Consider the following 17,191-nt stretch of genomic DNA (forward strand, 5'->3'; position numbering starts at 1 on the left):
CACGAAGAGGGAGGGAGACCCGCCGATAAGCACAATAACAACATCACATCTCGTTCTCTCTCCGGCACAAGGAGAGCTCGACAAAGGAGGAATGCATGAAAGAGAGATGCCTGTGGTATGACACCTCACCCGAGCCGGCGCCGGCGCTGGCTCCCTTACAGGACCATCACACCACCGAGGTAGCGGTGATCGGCGGCGGCATCACCGGGCTCAGCACCGCCCTCCATTTAGCCGAGGCCGGTGTGGCCGTGACCTTGATCGAGGCGAGCGAAATACCCACCGGCGGTTCAGGACGCAACGTGGGCCTGGTCAACGCCGGGCTGTGGATACCGCCGGACGACATCATCAAGACCCTGGGCGAAGAAGACGGTGAACGCGCCAATACCCTGCTCGGCGGTGCCCCGGCGGAAGTGTTTGCGTTGATCGAACGCCATGGCATAGCCTGTAACGCCACCCGTACCGGCAACCTGCACCTGGCCCACAACGCCAAGGGCGAGCAAGAGCTGGCACGCCGGGTTGCTCAGTTCCAGCGACGCGGCGCGCCCGTGGAATTGCTTGAAGACGAGGCCTGCCATCAGCATGTGGGCACCCGGCGCATCCGGCGGGCCCTGCTCGATCGCCGCGCCGGCACCCTCAATCCCGCCGCCTATACCCGGGGCCTGGCCCGAGCGGCAGCGGCGGCCGGTGTGCGCCTGCATACCCAGAGTCCCGCCACCGGCGTGACCCGCCAGGGGGACGACTGGTTGGTGATGACGCCCCAGGGCAGCATCAGGGCGCCCCGGGTGGTCATCGCCACCAACGCCTATACCGAAGATCACTGGAACCAGGTGCGTGACCATTTCTTCCCCGGCTACTACTTTCAGGTGGCTTCCCGCCCCCTGCCGGAGGAACTCGCCGGCGATATCCTGCCCGGCCGGCAGGGCGCCTGGGATACCCGCATGGTGCTGAGCAGCATCCGGCGTGACGCCGAGGGCCGCCTGTTGCTGGGCAGCCTCGGCCGGGGTGACGGCAAGCCCCTGTCCTACCTGCGCTGCTGGGCCGACCGGGTGCAGCAGCACTACTTTCCGCAACTGGGCCGGCTCGAGTGGGAGTGCACCTGGACCGGGCGGATCGCCTTCACGCCCGAGCATACCCTGCGGTTATTCGAACCGGCGCCGGGCATCGTGGCCGTGACCGGCTACAATGGCCGCGGTGTTACCACCGGCACCGTGGTCGGCAAGGGCTTCGCCCGCTACCTTACTACCGGCGATGACTCGCTGCTGCCGTTGCCAATGGGCGTCCACCAACCGATACGTACGAAGTCGCTGTGGAGCACCGGTTACGAAAGCGGCTTCACGCTCTACCATACCGGGCAATGCCTGCGCCTGGTGAGTTGAAGGTTAACACCGCGGCCCTTGCAGCCGGGCGGCTTACCTCGCCGCCCGACCGGCCACGCGCGCGAGCAGCGCTTTGAACCAGCCCTCGCCGCTCACCAGCACCACCCCGGCGATCACCATCCAAGCGCCGGCCAGAAACTCCGGCTCCAGCGGTTCACGCAGCAGCCAGGCACCCAGCGCCACCCCGAACAGCGGCGTCATGAACGACAGCACCACCACCCGCGAGGCCAGGTAATGGCGCAACAGCCAGAACCAGATCAGGAAGGCGGCGAAGCACACCACCACCGATTGAAAGGCCAGTCCGGCCAAGGCCCGGGGCGTGGGCGAGAAGTGCAGCTGATCCAGCGCCACTGCGCTGGCCAGCAGCAGCACGAAGGCCGTCACCAGTTGATAGAGCAGGGTCTGCCTGGCCGAGACCAGCGCCAGCCGCGAGGTGCGGATCACCACAGTAGTGGCGCCCCAGGCGGCGCCGGCCAGCAACGCCAGCAGGTCACCGAACAGGCTGCCCTGCTCGCCCCCGGGTCCGAGAAAAGCCAGGGCGATGCCGCCCAAGGCCAGCAGAATGCCCGTCCACTGCAGCGCCGACAGCCGCTCCGACACCACCAGAAAATGCAACGCCAGGGCGGTGAACACCGGCGAGGTGTAGAGGAACACCACCGCATGGGAGGCGGAGGTAAAGCGCAGCGCCTCCCCCAGGAACAGATATTCCAGGGCGAACAGCCCCCCCACCACCAGTCCCGGCTTCCAGTTGCCGTCGGCCAGGGCCAGCCGCTCCCGGCTCCAGCCCATATAGAGCAACACCAGCACGGCGGCGATGCCCGAACGCAGCGCAAGCTGCAGCACCGGAGAAATATCCCCGGCGGTGGCCTTGATCACCACCTGCTGCAAGCCGAGGCAGAGGCAAAAGGCGATCATCAGGCCGACCGCCTGCGGGTCCAGCGGTTTGCGGCTATCCATAGTGAGCTCCGGGGTATAAAAATCAGACGCCTATTGTGGCATTGTCGGTTTTAATGGATATAGCTAAAATATGACATACGGTAGCGGTAACCCGACAAGACCCCAAAGCAAGCGACACGGAGTCACGGGGTGAAACGCCATCCGCTACTCATGGACCCCCGCCGGCACGGGGCGGCCGCCCTCAGTGCCCTGGGTGGCCCTTGCGCCTTCAACCTACGGCCACAACACCGCAGAGGTAAAAACCAGATGGCAGCAAACGGGAGCAACAACGGCGCGGATCCGCCGCCGGCCGAACGGCGCCTGCACCAGCCGCCGTTCAGCGAGCAGTTGCCCACGCCCATCTACTTTCGCGCCGCCGTCATGCCGGCAGCGGCGAGCTATCCCCGGCACCGCCACCCCTGGGGAGAATTCGTTTATTCCTACAGCGGGGTGATGGAAGTGCGGGTGGGTAATCGCCAGTACCTGGCGCCTTCCCAATACGGGCTCTGGCTGCCGCCCGAGGTAGAGCACCAGGGCTTCAACCGCCTGGAAGCCTGCCACTGTTCGCTCTATGTGTCGGCCGAACTGTGCCGGCGGCTGCCGGCCACTCCCTGCGCACTGACGGTCAGCCCGCTTATCGGCGCCCTGCTGGAGCAGTTGCGGAAACGGCCGCCCCAGCGCCCTTATTCGGAGGAAGACGCTCGTCTGCTGCAGGTGCTGGTGGACCAGTTGGCCGCCGCCGACTGCGCCGGCAGCTACCTGCCCGGCTCGGACGATCCCCTGCTCGGGCGGGTGCTGGCCATGCTGGAAGCCGAGCCGGGCGACAGCCGTCCGCTGGCCGAACTGGCCCGGGTCGTGCACAGCACCGAGCGCACCCTGCTGCGCCGCAGCCAGAAAGAGCTGGGCATGTCCCTTACCGAATGGCGGCAGCGGCTGCGGGTAGTCAGAGCCATGACACTGCTGGAAGAAGGTCGCAAGGTGGAAAGCATCGCCCTGGAGCTGGGCTACGCCGGCGCCTCGGCCTTTATCGCCATGTTTCGCCGGTTGATGGGCATGACCCCGGATGAATACCGCAAGAGCCTCAGGCCCGGATAAAACCTCGAATCACGCCCACCCGCTGTTGAACATAACCCAACACTGGTGATATGGCCGGTTTTTGATACTCTGAACACCCCAAACGGAACCAAAAGTAATAGGGAGCTGACGCCCCGGGGCGCAGACAACAATAATGAAGAGAGCACTTATTTCCACGGCAATAGCGGCCGCCGCAACCGTCGGCCTTTACACCGGAACCCAGTATTATATCGGCACCCGGATCAGCGCCCAGGTGGACGCATGGCGGCAACAAGCCGCCGCCCACGAAGAACTGTGGGTAGCCCGGCTGGACTATGAACAGGGCCTGAGCGGCGGCGCCCTGCACTACGACCTGACCTATCGCCCCCTGCCAACCAATCCCCTGCACGAACTGCTGGCCGAATGGCAGCCCACGGCCGAGCTGCGCCTGCAGGGCAGCCTGCCGGTAGAGCATGGCCCCTGGCTGGGAAGGGACGGCCTGGGGCAAGCCAGGCTTGAATACCGGCTGCCCCTGCCCGACACGGCACGGGAGTGGCTGCCCGACTATCCGGAGCAGGCCCCCATGCTGACCCTGACCGGCGTGCAACAATGGGATGGCAGCAGCAGCCTCCGGCTGCAGCTCATCGATTACCGCGGCCACCTGGCCCACCCCGGCGCCGATGGACAACTGGATCTTGCCCTGGCCGACAGCCACCTCAACGCCCGGTGGCATCCGCAGCGGCAACGACTGCAGCTGCAGGGCCAGATAGGCAAATTCGCCCTTGACCTGCCGGCCAGCACCGAGCGCTTCAGCCTGCAGCAACTGAGCCTGACCCTGGATGCCACCGCGGCGGGCCGGTACCTCTGGCTGGGCGACAGTGCCCTGACCCTGCAACAGCTCAGGTTCAGCAGCCAGAAGGCACGCTTCGGCCTGCAGGATGCCCTGATCAGCACCCATACCACGCAAGAGCAACAACACCTGAACAGCCACACCGAGATCGCCCTGGGCGGCGTTAGCCTGCCCGCCCAGCAACTGGGCCCGAGCCGGCTGCGTTTTGCCCTTAACCGGCTGGAAACGGCGCCCTACCAGGCCCTGCTGCAGCGCCTGGAACAGCTCGATCCCAACCAGGATCCGGACGCCCAATGGCAGCATATCCAGCCCCTGCTGGAACAACTGCTGGCCTACCAACCGGAGTTGGGCATAGAAGAGCTCAGCCTGTCGCTGGCAGACCCTTACGACACGACCGCCAGCGCCATCCTGCGTTACACCGGCACGGGCAAGCTGGATTCGGAGCAACTACCCCGGCAGCTGCAGCTTGCCGCTCGGGCCCAGGCCAGCGACGCCGCCTTTCAGCAATTCCTGAGCTTTATGATTGCCGAAGAATCTCCGGGCCTTTCCGCCCAGGAACAGCAACAGATATTGGCGGCCAGCTCGACGCAAATGAAGGAGCTGCTGCTGCAAACCCCCTTCGTGGTACAGCAGGATGAACGGTTGCAGGCGGAAATAGTGGTGGAAAACGGCGAGGTCAGCGCCCACGGCCAGGCCGTAATGAGCACCGAACAACTGCTGGAAGCCTCCGGCCTGGGTACCGGCTAGTTCCCCACCGGGCTATTGCCGTATCCGTAGCCGCGAATTTATTCGCGGGAGCAAGACACGACAGCCCGCCAAGGCCGAGGACACTCAGCCTTGGCGGTAGGCGCCAGCCGAATAGGTCAGCTCGTAGCTGTGGCTGTAGATCTCCAAAATGTTGCCGAACGGGTCTTCCATATAAACCATGCGGTAAGGCTTTTCACCGGGAAAGTACTCGCGCACCGGCATGCGCTGCCTGCCACCGGCGGCAACGATGCGGGCGGCCAGCCCTTCCACGTCCGGGTCCTGCACGCAGAAGTGAAACACCCCGCTCTTCCAGTATTCGAAATTGTTTTCGGGCCGCTCGGCGTTACGGAACTCGAAGATCTCCACCCCGATGCGGTCACCGGTAGATAGGTGGGCGATGCGAAAAGAGCCCCAGCCGGCACCAAACACGTCGGTGCACATCTCGCCGATAGCGCTGTCGTCCTCGGTGATGGTGGTGGCTGGCATGATCAGGTACCAGCCCAGCACCTCGGTATAGAAAGCGACGGCGGCGTCGAGATCGGTGACCGACAGGCCGATATGGGAAAAACTGCGAGGATAGGTTGTACTCATTGTCATCATCTCGGTATAGCTTGAACAGAGCACCAGATTAGAGAGGTGAAACTATAATATGAACCGCATTTTTATTATTGCTTTGATAAGAATTTATTATGGTTAATCCCCAGTGGCTGAGATCCTTCGCCACCTTGGCCGAGGTGGGCAATTTCACCCGCACCGCGGAGCGGCTGGGGTTGACCCAGGCCGCCGTCAGCCAGCACCTGCGCCACCTGGAAGAACAGCTGGGCCCCCTGCTGATCCGCCGCCCGCGCCGGGTGGAGCTGACCCCGGCGGGCCTGGCCCTGCTGGACTACTGCGCCGAACTGGAACGGGCCAACCGACGGCTGCAACTGCGCCTGGCCGAAGCGGACGCCGAGCAGGGCGAGCTCAGCCTGATCAGCCCCGGCAGTATAGGGCTGGCCCTTTACCCGCTGCTGCTCGGGCTGCAGCAGGCCAACCCGGGGCTGAGGATACGCCACCGTTTCGCACCGGACGGCGAGGTGCTGGAAGCGGTGCTGCAAAACCGTTACGAGCTGGGCCTGGTGACCCTGAAGCCGGACGATCCGCGCCTGCACGCCCGTCACTTTGCCGAGGAGCCGCTGGAGCTGGTGGTGCCGGCCGAGGCCGAGGTAGTGGACTGGGACGACCTGGCCCGGCTCGGCTTTATCGACCACCCGGACGGCCAGGCCATGGCCGGCCGGCTGTTAAGCCGGCGCTTTCCCGGCAGCCCGGGGGTGCGTCACCTGCCTCGCCATGGCTTCAGCAACCAGGTGGGCCTGCTGCTGGAGCCAGTGGCTCGCGGCCTGGGCTTTACCGTCTTGCCCCGCTACGCCCGCCAGGCCTTCGGCCGGCAAGACGCCATCCGGGTGCTGGAAGGCGACCCGCCGGTGGTGGACACCCTCTGGCTGATCCACCGGGCCGAATGGCCACTCTCGGCCCGGGCCCGGCGCGCGGTAGAACACCTCGTGGCCCGGCTCGGCACCGACCGGTAGGCGCCTAGGGTGAACGGTCCTATCTGGATTCCACTTTCTACAAAGTATTATCGGGAACTGGAATACGCCAAATAATTGATCCTAATAGTGCTACATCGACCGCACGCAGACACGCCGTAACCCCATCCCTGGGGCTCCGCCGCGCCATCCCTGGCGCCCGGCGACGGCCTCATCATCCCCGCCGGTTCCCGGGGCGAGCGGGAAACGGGGGAGTCTTGCGAAAAAATCTACGTGATCTACCAGGCCTGCCGGCCACGGCCGGGGAGATCCGTGCTTAACGCGGCGGCCCGACCATGGCAAACTGGATAGCCGTTCGAGGCTGCCCCAACGGCGGCCATTGATCCCAATCGCAACAAGGAAGCTTCACCATGTTCACCGGCCTGAGCGCTTTTCCCCTGACTCCCATGAACGAACACGGCGTGGACGAAGGCACCTTCGCCCGCCTGGTGGAACGGCTGGCCGAGGCCGGCGTAAACGCCATCGGCGCGCTCGGCTCCACCGGTAGCTATGCCTATCTCGACCGTGCCGAGCGGGCGCGGGTGGCGCAACTGGCGGTGACGCACGCCGGCACTGTGCCGGTGATGGTGGGCATTGGCGCCCTGCGCACCCGCCAGGTGCTGGAGCTGGCCGAGGATGCCCAACGGGCGGGTGCCAGCGCCGTGCTGCTGGCACCGGTGTCTTACCAGCCACTCACCGAAGACGAGGTGTTCGGGCTGTACCGGACCGTGGCCACCTCGTTGTCGGTCCCCCTGTGCGTATACGATAACCCCGGCACCACCCGTTTCACCTTCAGCGACGAGCTGCACGAGCGGATAGCGCAGCTGCCGCAGGTGAAATCCATCAAGATCCCCGCTGTGCCGGCCGACCCGGCGGCGGCCGGAGCCAGGGTGGCGCGGCTGCGCGCCCTCCTGCCCCCGGAAGTAACCATAGGCGTGAGCGGCGATGCCTTGGCCGCCACCGGCCTCAACGCCGGTTGCAGCGCCTGGTATTCGGTGCTGGGCGGCCTGTTCCCCCGTACGGCCCTGGCCATCAGCCGTGCGGCCCTGGGCGGCGAGGCGGAACAGGCGCAACAGCTTTCCGAACAACTGGAGCCCCTGTGGGCGCTGTTCCGGCAGCACGGCAGTCTGCGCGTGATCGCCACGGCGGCGGAGCTGCAAGGATGGGCGAGCAGCCCCTGCCTGCCGCTGCCGCTCGACACCCTGGGTGCCGCCGACCGGCAAGCCCTGGCGGCGCAGCTGGACAAGCTGGCACTGGCGTAGCGATGACATGACGTTGGGGAAAGCAAGGCGGGGGCGCACCCCCGCCGGGTGTCAGAAGATGCCGGCCGGCGGCCAGTTTGGGTTATCGGTTTCGTCTTCCCCCACATCCGAGTCGAGATGGGCCGCGATCGACGCCGGCACATCGGTTTTCTCCAGCGTCACCTCGACTACATAGTTTTGCGCCGGGTTGGCCCGGATCTCCGCCATGACCGAGGCCAACTGGTCCAGGCTGCCGACCTTGTGCCCCTTGCCGCCGAACACCTCGGGCAGCTTGCTGTAGTCCCAGGCGGGCAGCTCATTGTAGGGATAGACCCGGTTTTGCAGTGGATCCAGATAGTCCCGCCGGCCGTCGCCCTGGCGGAACGGATTCGGGTTCACCAGCTTCTGCTCGATGCCGTAGATACCATTGGCCAGCACGAACACCACCGTGTTCTGGCCATAGGCATGGTGATCCGACACCGCCTGGCAGGTTTCGTGAAAAGCGCCGTCACCCACCACCACCACGGCCCTTTTGTCCGGACAGGCACATTTCACCCCGGTGGCGGCGGCCACCGAATAGCCGATGGCCAGCCAGGCAGCCTGGGCGACGAAGCCGCTCTGGGCGGCGATGGGTACGCTTTGCGCGCCGATCAGCGGGAAGCCGGCATCCACCACCAGCACGTCGTCCTCGGTCAGCCAGCTTCCCAGGGCATCGAAAAAACTGTCGTAGCCCAGTTGCAGCGGGCCCGCCTGCATGCTCGCCTGCACCATCCGGCTCAGCCGCAACCCCCTGAGATGACGGCTGGCGGCCCGTTGCTCCAGGGCCTGGATCAGCCGTTCCATGTAGGCACCCAGCAGCACGCTCGGATAGTACTCGGCGCCGACAAACAGACTGTTCTGGCAGGCCAGCAGCGTCCGCTCCCCCCGGATATTCTGGTTCCCGGTATCCTTGCCGATGGTATTGGCGCCCACCCCGAGCAGGACGCCATCGCTGCCGACCAGGTTGTCGATCTGCTCCATGGTCAGGGTATAGCAGCCCTCGAAATAGGGGTGCCGCTCCGACAGCACCGACTTGCTCCAGGCGCTGGTCACAAAATGTATGGGTTGCCCCGGGGTGGCCAGGGTCCGGTTGAGGACCTCCATCAGCCGGGCAAAGGTGCTCTGCAGGCCGTAACGTTGCAGTTCTATCCCCGCCCAGACGATGGCCTTGTCGGCCTTGAGCAGTTTGTCCAGGGTCGCCGCCACGGCGGTGTCGACCTCGCTGACCGTGACGATGTCTTCCCGCCCGGAGCACAGCCGGCCGACCGGTGCCCGGCAGGGCGCACGCCAGACATCCTCGCAGATCTCCAGGTAGCCGGGGCGGTGTTCCGTCAGCATGGCGGTCAGTACCGAGTCGATCTGGTAGATGGCCTGCCGGGCATTGGTGATCCGCTCCGCCGCGACGGTGATGGGACGAAACATGTTGATATCGACAAACTCATAGCCCGTGGTATGGGAATAGAGCAGCCCCGTGTTCTTTTCCGTGCTGTCCTCCTTGTTGGTCGGCGCGCCGTTGATCAACAGCACCGGCACCTGTTCAACGAAAGAGCCGGCAAGGGTATTGAGCATGCTGAAGGCGCCCACGCTGTAGGTAACGTAGGCGGCGGCGAACCCCGTCAGCCGGCCATAGGCATCGGCGGCATAGCCGGCACAAAACTCGTTGGCATTGCCCGAAATGCGTATTGGCGAATTATCGTCGGCCAGAATGGTATCGAGCAGAGGGGCGGTGTAATTGCCCGCCACCCCGAACATCTGCTTCAGCCCCAATTGTTCCAACCTGAGCTTGAGGTACTGGGCAACCGTAATATCCTGTTCCATTCCCGGCTCCTATTGCTTGACCATGGTGTTGATGGTGACGTGGGGCCAGGTGATCAGATCGTTCGGATCCGTCTGGCCAAACTTGAGGTGGAAGGCGAGATCGATGATCTGGGTGTACTGCAGCTGATCGAATTCCTGCCCCGTCCTGGTGTTGCGGACCTTTTCGAGCCAGAACACCGCCTGCATCCGGGTGGCGTTGGCATGGTGGACGATAAAGGGAATATTGTTGATGCCACCGGCCTGGGTCGAGTCCAGCACAAGGGTCTTCGTCTCCAGGATTTCAAAGCCCTCGCCGGCCTGGATTTCCAGATCCTGGCGCAGGGTCGCGTTCGGGTTGCCGACATTGATGCCCTGGCGCGGCATCAGGTACGGATCGAGATAACCGAGCGGCGCCCCCTGGCCGATATCCGGGGGCAGGCTGGAGATATCCGGGATCTTCGGCGCCCCCTGCTCGACGAACGGCGGCTTGCTGAGCAGCATGATGGCGTCGCCGTGGGGAATGGTACCGCTGCGCGCGACATTGAACTCGGGTGGCGGCTGGGTCTGGCTGTCGTTGTCGACGAGTTCAGACAGGTTCATGAACATGCCATTTTCGACATGCAAGGCTTCTCCCGTGTCCTTGTTGAACACCCGCTGCCGATATTCCACCGCCGCGACAAACTGGTCGACGCTACCGCCCCGGTTGCGGGCGGGCGCCCCCGCATTGCGCACGTCGAGGGTTTCGGCATAGGGGATGACCAGCAGCCTGAACGCCCCCTGGCTTTGCGGCGTGGAGCCTCTGGACGGCAGCGCGATGATGTTCCACCCCTTGTTGCCGAACCAGCTGCCTTCAAGATCGTTGAAAAACTGAGTGGTGAGCTGGGACGGCGTCAGGGTCTCGGTCGACGCTCGTTCCAGCAGTTCCTGCCCAGGATCGTGGCTCAGCAGCCTACTGGAGGCGCCACCGAGACGCTGAAACTCGTTGGTATCGAATGTTTTCATGACTGGCCTTCCTATTCCTGATCGAAATAACTGAGGGTAACCGCCCCCACCAGACGGTCGGCACCTGCCATCCGTTCGCCGTGTTCACGGGCCTGGCCACGTCCCGGGTCGAAGTTGGGATTGAGATATTCCCTGATCAGGGCCGTTGCCCGTTTCTGATACGCCTCCTGAACGGCGCAGGATGGCGACTGACCGGTTTGTTCTTCAAAGACCTGGCTGATGGGGGCCAGGCCGAACGCTTTTTCCAGCACCAGATTGGCCGAACGCAGCGCACCTTCAACCCAGCCCTGATAGTCCGAAAAGGCTTCGCCGCAGGTGTAGATGTTCTCGATGGGCTCGCAGAGGAATGCCATGGCTTCCCTATCGTCGGCCCCCACGGCCCACTGGTGAACGCCGAACCCGAACTCCTGGCTCGCGTTCACGTTGAAACGGGTGGTGCCGTTCCAGATCCGGGCGCTGGTCAGGATGGGCGCGGGAACGTAGTGGGTATTGAAAAGCTTCCCGAACAACCGGGTGGCCTGTTCCACCACCGCTTGCGAGGCGGCGAACAGGGTTTGCGGCTGACGCTCGGTGAATTCCCGTTGCAGCGGTGAGTCGAACAGTTTCCCGTTGCCCTGCAGCGTCTGCCAGTAGTTGATGTTCAGGTAGTCGCAGTAAATGGTGAGCGCCGCCGGCTGCTGGTAGCGCGACTGGGTGATTTTTTCGAGTTTCTCCGCCACTTCGGGCGACGGCTGCTCACCGTGCTGTTTCAGCCAGTCGCTGTATTCCAATGCAGCAAAGCTGGCCTGATCGATAGCGTAGAAGGGGTATACCGAGCCCAACGGCGTGTCCGAGAAGTTGGGGCCAAACGCCACCTCGGGTTGACCGCTCATCTTGTTACCCCACCAGGCCTTGTCATAGTAGAGATTGATCTTGAGCAGGGGTTGGTTGCTGGCCGTATGCAGGGTGTTCCACAGTTTTTCCGACTGTTCCGGCGGCAGTTCGTTGAGCAGGTTGGAGCCCACGAAGAGTTTTTCCAGGGCAAGCCGGGGCAGACCCAGTATGACCCTGTTGGCCGTCATTTCGCCGTACCTGACCTGGTTGAACTCGTTAATGGTCTGGTACTTCAGCCGGTAGCCCTGCCCCGACTCCGGCTTGCTGATGCTCAGCAGCTGGGTTTTGAGATAGATGCGTTCCTTGCCGACTCGCTCCACCAGGGCATTGGGCAGGGTGCTGAACCCGCTCGCCAGGGTTCTGAACTGGGGATCCGCCGGAAACTCTTCCAGCAACTGGTAGGCAACGCCGGCGTTCATCTCGGAGAGAAAGGTACCGTTGAAGCCAGCCGCCCGATAGAGCATGGTGATGCACTCGTTGGAATAGCCCATATCGCTGAACAGGTTCCACAGGGTCCAGTCCTTCATCTTGATCCCCTTCCACTGACAATCCAGGCGGAACTTCTGCCAGAACTCCGGGCCCCGCTGTTCGGGCCTTTCTCTGAAATCCGGATTGGCTTCCAGGATACGGTTGAACACCGTATTGATGATGGCATTCGGGCTCATCCCCTGCTCGGCCGGAGCCAGATTGTACAGTTCCGACCAAATGGCAAAATCGTCCTCGGCCGACACGGCGTTGTTGAAGCTGTGGCCACGAAACAGCAGCCGGTTATTGCCGCCACTGTTCATGGGAAAGGGGACAATCTGTTCATCGATGTTCAGTATCATGAACAGGCTCATCAGATTATCCATTTGATCGAAGGTAAAGCGCATCCCACCTTCTTCCTCCTTTACTTCGATCTCACCAATTCTCACCACGTCGGAATCGAGGCGCCCTCCCGTACGATTGGAACTGTCGATAATAAATACATCCGCCTGAGGATCGGCGTCCAGAATACGCCAAGTGGTATACAGGCCAGCCATGCCGGCACCGACGACCAGCGTATCGGTATGGGTTGGCATGGGATTACCGTGAAGAAGATCACGTAGGGTAAAGTGTGTCATAAGATAGCTCCCGGCTTTATTATTAGATGCGTTGGACAGATGAAACATTGCCTGAAAAACACGAACAATGCCTGTTCGTCCGGACATTCCGAAAAAACTCACCATTGGTAGATAACTGCTTACTTTCCGGTGACTTAACGGAAATGAGTTAAAAACACAGCTTGCAAACCCGTTTTCACGGTAGCCATGAAAACGGGAAACTGTATTTTATCAGGGGGAAATACAGCGATTCGAAGAACGATAATACGGCCTCTCCCTGTATATGCATATCTATATAGGAGGGTTATATAGAAAGTGCAAACAGCCGCTTATATTAAAAAGACATATACAGTTCGAGCAATAAAAAACAAAGAGTAGCATCGGTAACACTGCACGATTCCAAATGGATCCAGCTGCTTGATTTCCGGTGTCTTTTAAACGACCGCGGCTATATTCCAGTTCATCGGGAAGGATCCTTCATATGCAATGTGAATTATTGATTATACCAATCACCAACCTTTCAGCGGGATCCCCGCGTGTTACGCAGCCCTGCGCTAACGGGAGGAATGCCGGGCTGGTCGCCTGCCCGGCGGCCTCCGGCGAACTACTATTCCGAGCAGTGATGTAACATACTGGAGCCATGAGCGGACAAAGCCAGAGATGGGTGCACCCTTGTTGAACCTGAAAGACATGCGGACCCAAGGACTGCTGTTGGTGCTGTCGGCGGTGACATTTGGGGCCTACCCCGCCACCCAGCCCGAGTGCTCGGACAGACCCGAATGCTGGCCGGAGGGCAGTGCGATGCACACCGCCTTGCTGCAAGCTGAACAACAGCAACACCTCGATAAGCAACTCGCAAGGCAGCACCAGGAGCTTGTCGCTCAGGTAGCGTTGAGCGCTCCTGTCGGCATGGAAAGAGTGGTCGCGGCGTTGCAAGCACAGCAGGCTGCCTGGTTGAATTACCGACGGGAAGAATGCGAACTCGTCGGTTCCCTGACCGGAGCCGGGGGAACCTGGCCATCGACCCACGCCATCATATGCGAAGTAACCCTTACGGAGCAGCGACTTGGTCACGTACAGCGGGCAACGCAGTGCATTGAAAGAACAAGAAACGAGGAGCGTACACATGGACAAAGCGACTGCCTGCAACCACTCGCTTCCCTTGTTCACAGATAAGCCCAGCCAGGCATTCAGGCCGGGCCGTCCGCCATACCACGGCCCATCTCCGCCCGCCACCTCCCCTATCTGACGGCGGTCACCTTTTTATGATGGGTACCGAACAGGCTGCTTGGCTGAACTCCGGCCCCGAATAACCGCAGGAAGAGACGATACTCGGTATTGCCTTTTTCAATCGTGGCGGTTAAATAGCTGTTCCGAATGGTAGATCCATCAAGACAGCGGGCGCTGTACCGCTAAGCAGACCCACCGCGCCAGGGATGGCGCGGCGGAGCCCCCAGGGATGATGGGTTCACGGCGTGTCTGCGTGCGGTGCGGTGCGGTCGATGTAGCACCATTAGGATCAGTTATCTAACAATAAGCTCCAAATTAGGAATATCTGATTTGTTTGGCAGGCACTTATCGTTCCGTAACCAGATACAACGGGATAACAACTGGTGACACTACTCCCCAAAAGGTTGAAGCCAGGAGACAAGATTGGATTCTTCTCACCATCATCTCCGGCAACCACATACGCTCCCAACCGGTTCAGCCGGGCCAGGTCGTTTCTGGAGGGAAAAGGCTTTCAGCTGGAAGCCGGATTATTAACCGGAGAAAGAGATTATTACCGCTCGGGAACCATACAGGAACGCGCACAGGAGTTGAACGGCCTGATCCGTAACCCGGATGTCAGATGCATTATGTCGACCATCGGGGGCAGCAATAGCAACGCATTACTTCCTTATATCGACTATGACGCTCTGAGACGTGACCCTAAAATTATCATTGGGTATTCCGATGTCACCGCCATCCTGCTCGGTATCCATGCACAAACCGGGCTGGTCACGTTTTACGGCCCTGCGCTGGTGGCTTCGCTGGGAGAGCTAGCACCATTGGTTGAGGAGACATTCGACTCCTTCTCTGGTTTTTTATGCAAACATCAGGCTCTTCCCTTTGAATACAGCATGCCTGAGCACTGGACCGAAGAAAGAATAGACTGGGAGAATCAATTCACACCCAAACCGGTCATTAAAAACCACTGGGATTTTATAGGAAAAGGCGTGGTATCGGGACGCTTGATTGGCGGGAACCTGAATACCATGTCGGGAATATGGGGCAGCCCATACATGCCTGCCATCCATGATGGTGACATTCTTCTAATAGAGGACTCCCTGAAAAGCATTGAAACGGTTGAGAAGGCATTTTGCCACCTCAAGAACTGTGGCATCTTCGATAAGGTGTCGGCCATCATCCTTGGAAAACATGAGCTATTTGATAGCAAGGGCTCGGGAAGGACCCCTCTCGATGTGCTTGTAGAAGTGCTCAATGGCCAAAGCTTGCCCATATTCAGCGGTTTCGACAGCTGCCATACACACCCGATGCTGGTGACCCCAATCGGAGTACAGGCAGCAATAGACTTTGACCGTGGCAAGTTCAACATTACCGGATCATGGCTGCACGGATCTGACTGCGGCCTGCCGTAATCCGTCCAGAATGGTCTTCAAGTGGTCCTCCAGCACCCGATCGGTATCCAGAGGTGAAAAATCGGCGAACAGTATCTGCCAGATCGCCGTAATCATGGGGACCCCCGCCAAGACCTGTGGCTGGATGTCTCCGGCTCCTTTCCTGAATTCGCCACTGGCCTCACCATCTCTCAAACATCGCCGAATGGCCTCCATACCCGGTGCGACAATGGTGGAATAATAAAAGTGCCTCAAACTTTCATTTTTTGATCCTTCCGCGATCATCAGGCGCAAGATGATCCGCAGATCACCGCTACCGAGATACTTGCCGAAGGCCCGGACCTGCCTCTCAAGTCGCTCGGATGCCCCACTGGATTCCAACTCGGCCGCAAGTTCGACCGCTTTTAAGGCTGGCCCGACAACGTCGCGAACGACGCCCTGAAACAGGGCTTCTTTGTTTTCGAAATACAGGTATACCGTACCTTTGGCGACCTCTGCTTCCCGGGCAACATCATCAATACGGGCCCCTTCGAATCCGCGCTCATCGAACACTTTGAGGGCCGCTCTCACCAGATCTTCCCGACGACGAAGCTGCGAGCGTGTCAGCTGTTTTTCCGATGGCTTATCGAGTTCCACTGTTTTCTCCTTATTCCACGTTGCAGGTCTTACCCGCTCCTGGCACGGCCAAATTGTCGCCCCGAGCCTCAAGTCCCGCGGAAGCCGTGCTCTGCGGCGGTAAACCTTGCCCAAACTGACCAGTCAGTCATATACTGACCACATGGTCATTTTAGCCGATTCAGGCGATCACGCAAGTCTGACGGACCCACAGATCATCAGCCGTTCACATTTGAAGGTATTGCATATGATGACATCACGCAGCGTAGAGCGATCGTCTCGCAACGTCCGCGAACTGGTTTTCACCCTGCTCGTGGCGGGGGCCAGTTTCCTGCAACATGGCTGCTCCCAGCCCCCGGATCCCAAGATGCCCGTGGAGCGGACCGTCATGGTCACGCCCGTTGATTTGGCCGATGGGGCAACTTCTCGATATAGCGGTATTCTGCAGGCGGCCGATCGTTCCGATCTCGCGTTTGAAATCAGCGGCTCCGTTCGAACAATCCATGTCGATCTGGGTGATCGCATTGAGAGGGGCCAATCACTCGCGGAATTGGATGACAAGGCGTTACGGCTGGAGTTAAGGGCCCAGCAGGCGAACCTGCAGCATGCTCAGGCTGACCTCCGTGGTGCTCGGCTGGATTACGAGCGTCGAGCCGCTCTTGCTGGAACAGGAGCCACCTCCCCGTCCGCAGTTGACCAAGCTGAGGCACGATTTGATCGAGCACGAGCTCAGGTTGAAGCGCTCAAGGCCCAGGTCGCCCAAGCTGAGAAACGGCTTGCGGACACGCAACTCATCGCTCCTTTTTCCGGAGAAATCGTTGCCCGCCTTGCCGAACCGTCCGAATATGTCGGAGCGGGCCAATCCATGCTCCGGGCAATCGGCGACCGTCACCGGCTGGAAGCCGTCATCCACATCCCGGGACGCGCACGTCGCGATCTGGATAAAGGTCAACGCGTCCAACTATCAATACCCCATAGGGGGATCTCGGCAAACGGCTTCGTGACGGAGGTCGGAGCCCAAGCGAATCGAGCGGGCCTTTTTCCGGTCACGGTCAACATTGAAAGCAACGGCCATTCCTTGCGCCCAGGGGAGTCCGTGGAAGCGCTCTGGGGACATGAGGGGCAAGCGCAAAGCCTGCTCATCCCGCTGACGGCTTATGTCCCCGTCGGTGATGGGCTCGGCCAGGTCTTCGTCGTTGAACGGAGAGACGGCAAGGCACGAGTCGTGGCCCGTAACGTGAAGCTCGGCGCTCTACGCACCCATCACATTGAAGTCCTGTCTGGTCTCGAGCACGGCGAATTGATCGTCCGCAAAGGCGTCGATTTGCTTGAGGACGGAGAACCCGTCCAAACGGCGGGTGTTGGCCTCGCCCGATACAACCAGTGAGGAGCCTTGA

Annotated in this window: 14 protein-coding genes; 8 read left to right on the plus strand and 6 right to left on the minus strand. The window is 61.2% G+C overall.

All coding sequences use genetic code 11. The features are described 5' to 3' along the window. Positions 1–95: 95 nt before the first annotated feature. Positions 96–1,376 (plus strand): NAD(P)/FAD-dependent oxidoreductase, encoded by a 1,281-nt coding sequence (locus ACEVBK_RS16875; protein WP_375056060.1) that lies wholly within the window; start codon positions 96–98, stop codon positions 1,374–1,376. 33 nt (positions 1,377–1,409) lie between these two features. Here ACEVBK_RS16875 and ACEVBK_RS16880 read toward each other — a convergent pair whose 3' ends face one another. Then, entirely contained in the window at positions 1,410–2,333 is a 924-nt protein-coding gene (locus ACEVBK_RS16880) for a DMT family transporter (RefSeq protein ID WP_375056061.1), read from the minus strand. Positions 2,334–2,579: 246 nt separating this feature from the next. Here ACEVBK_RS16880 and ACEVBK_RS16885 point away from each other — a divergent pair, with 246 nt between their 5' ends. Continuing rightward, positions 2,580–3,407, plus strand: a complete 828-nt coding sequence (locus ACEVBK_RS16885; protein ID WP_375056062.1) for a helix-turn-helix domain-containing protein — start codon at positions 2,580–2,582, stop codon at positions 3,405–3,407. A gap of 133 nt (positions 3,408–3,540) precedes the next feature. Then, positions 3,541–4,962, plus strand: coding sequence for a YdgA family protein (locus tag ACEVBK_RS16890; protein WP_375056063.1), 1,422 nt, complete (start codon positions 3,541–3,543; stop codon positions 4,960–4,962). Positions 4,963–5,046: 84 nt separating this feature from the next. On the opposite strand, the gene ACEVBK_RS16895 is transcribed toward ACEVBK_RS16890, so the two are convergent. Then, positions 5,047–5,553: a lactoylglutathione lyase family protein gene (locus ACEVBK_RS16895; protein WP_375056064.1), complete on the minus strand. Its 507-nt coding sequence runs from the start codon at positions 5,551–5,553 to the stop codon at positions 5,047–5,049. Positions 5,554–5,651: 98 nt separating this feature from the next. Here ACEVBK_RS16895 and ACEVBK_RS16900 point away from each other — a divergent pair, with 98 nt between their 5' ends. Next, positions 5,652–6,530, plus strand: coding sequence for a LysR family transcriptional regulator (locus ACEVBK_RS16900; protein ID WP_375056065.1), 879 nt, complete (start codon positions 5,652–5,654; stop codon positions 6,528–6,530). A 368-nt stretch (positions 6,531–6,898) separates the two neighbouring features. Continuing rightward, positions 6,899–7,789, plus strand: coding sequence for a dihydrodipicolinate synthase family protein (locus tag ACEVBK_RS16905; RefSeq protein ID WP_375056066.1), 891 nt, complete (start codon positions 6,899–6,901; stop codon positions 7,787–7,789). A gap of 51 nt (positions 7,790–7,840) precedes the next feature. On the opposite strand, the gene ACEVBK_RS16910 is transcribed toward ACEVBK_RS16905, so the two are convergent. The 3 genes from ACEVBK_RS16910 to ACEVBK_RS16920 are packed head-to-tail and all read right to left on the minus strand — an operon-like array spanning position 7,841 to position 12,540. Then, complete coding sequence (locus ACEVBK_RS16910; protein WP_375056067.1) at positions 7,841–9,625, minus strand: alpha-keto acid decarboxylase family protein; 1,785 nt, start codon at positions 9,623–9,625, stop codon at positions 7,841–7,843. 9 nt (positions 9,626–9,634) lie between these two features. Further along, complete coding sequence (locus tag ACEVBK_RS16915; RefSeq protein ID WP_375056068.1) at positions 9,635–10,606, minus strand: heme-binding protein; 972 nt, start codon at positions 10,604–10,606, stop codon at positions 9,635–9,637. 11 nt (positions 10,607–10,617) lie between these two features. Then, positions 10,618–12,540 (minus strand): flavin monoamine oxidase family protein, encoded by a 1,923-nt coding sequence (locus ACEVBK_RS16920; protein WP_375056069.1) that lies wholly within the window; start codon positions 12,538–12,540, stop codon positions 10,618–10,620. 822 nt (positions 12,541–13,362) lie between these two features. On the opposite strand from ACEVBK_RS16920, the gene ACEVBK_RS16925 reads away from it, so the two are divergent. Together ACEVBK_RS16925 and ACEVBK_RS16930 are read left to right on the plus strand one after the other, a co-directional pair. Further along, positions 13,363–13,737, plus strand: a complete 375-nt coding sequence (locus ACEVBK_RS16925; protein WP_375058593.1) for a lysozyme inhibitor LprI family protein — start codon at positions 13,363–13,365, stop codon at positions 13,735–13,737. Positions 13,738–14,171: 434 nt separating this feature from the next. After that, positions 14,172–15,200: a S66 peptidase family protein gene (locus ACEVBK_RS16930; RefSeq protein ID WP_375058594.1), complete on the plus strand. Its 1,029-nt coding sequence runs from the start codon at positions 14,172–14,174 to the stop codon at positions 15,198–15,200. On the opposite strand, the gene ACEVBK_RS16935 is transcribed toward ACEVBK_RS16930, so the two are convergent. Continuing rightward, a complete protein-coding gene (locus tag ACEVBK_RS16935; protein WP_375056070.1) occupies positions 15,165–15,815 on the minus strand; it encodes a TetR/AcrR family transcriptional regulator in 651 nt (216 codons plus the stop codon). The genes ACEVBK_RS16930 and ACEVBK_RS16935 overlap by 36 nt on opposite strands. Positions 15,816–15,921: 106 nt before the next feature. Here ACEVBK_RS16935 and ACEVBK_RS16940 point away from each other — a divergent pair, with 106 nt between their 5' ends. Beyond that, entirely contained in the window at positions 15,922–17,181 is a 1,260-nt protein-coding gene (locus tag ACEVBK_RS16940) for an efflux RND transporter periplasmic adaptor subunit (RefSeq protein WP_375056071.1), read from the plus strand. Positions 17,182–17,191 lie beyond the last annotated feature (10 nt).

This window comes from Zobellella sp. DQSA1 (assembly GCF_041950555.1).
Lineage (GTDB): Bacteria > Pseudomonadota > Gammaproteobacteria > Enterobacterales > Aeromonadaceae > Oceanimonas.

Excerpts from the sequence above, each read along its gene's own strand:
- ACEVBK_RS16875 (WP_375056060.1), top strand. The coding sequence starts at position 96 with ATGAAAGAGAGATGCCTGTGGTATGACACCTCACCCGAGCCGGCGCCG.
- ACEVBK_RS16880 (WP_375056061.1), bottom strand. The coding sequence starts at position 2,333 with ATGGATAGCCGCAAACCGCTGGACCCGCAGGCGGTCGGCCTGATGATC.
- ACEVBK_RS16885 (WP_375056062.1), top strand. The coding sequence starts at position 2,580 with ATGGCAGCAAACGGGAGCAACAACGGCGCGGATCCGCCGCCGGCCGAA.
- ACEVBK_RS16890 (WP_375056063.1), top strand. The coding sequence starts at position 3,541 with ATGAAGAGAGCACTTATTTCCACGGCAATAGCGGCCGCCGCAACCGTC.
- ACEVBK_RS16895 (WP_375056064.1), bottom strand. The coding sequence starts at position 5,553 with ATGAGTACAACCTATCCTCGCAGTTTTTCCCATATCGGCCTGTCGGTC.
- ACEVBK_RS16900 (WP_375056065.1), top strand. The coding sequence starts at position 5,652 with ATGGTTAATCCCCAGTGGCTGAGATCCTTCGCCACCTTGGCCGAGGTG.
- ACEVBK_RS16905 (WP_375056066.1), top strand. The coding sequence starts at position 6,899 with ATGTTCACCGGCCTGAGCGCTTTTCCCCTGACTCCCATGAACGAACAC.
- ACEVBK_RS16910 (WP_375056067.1), bottom strand. The coding sequence starts at position 9,625 with ATGGAACAGGATATTACGGTTGCCCAGTACCTCAAGCTCAGGTTGGAA.
- ACEVBK_RS16915 (WP_375056068.1), bottom strand. The coding sequence starts at position 10,606 with ATGAAAACATTCGATACCAACGAGTTTCAGCGTCTCGGTGGCGCCTCC.
- ACEVBK_RS16920 (WP_375056069.1), bottom strand. The coding sequence starts at position 12,540 with ATGCCAACCCATACCGATACGCTGGTCGTCGGTGCCGGCATGGCTGGC.
- ACEVBK_RS16925 (WP_375058593.1), top strand. The coding sequence starts at position 13,363 with ATGCACACCGCCTTGCTGCAAGCTGAACAACAGCAACACCTCGATAAG.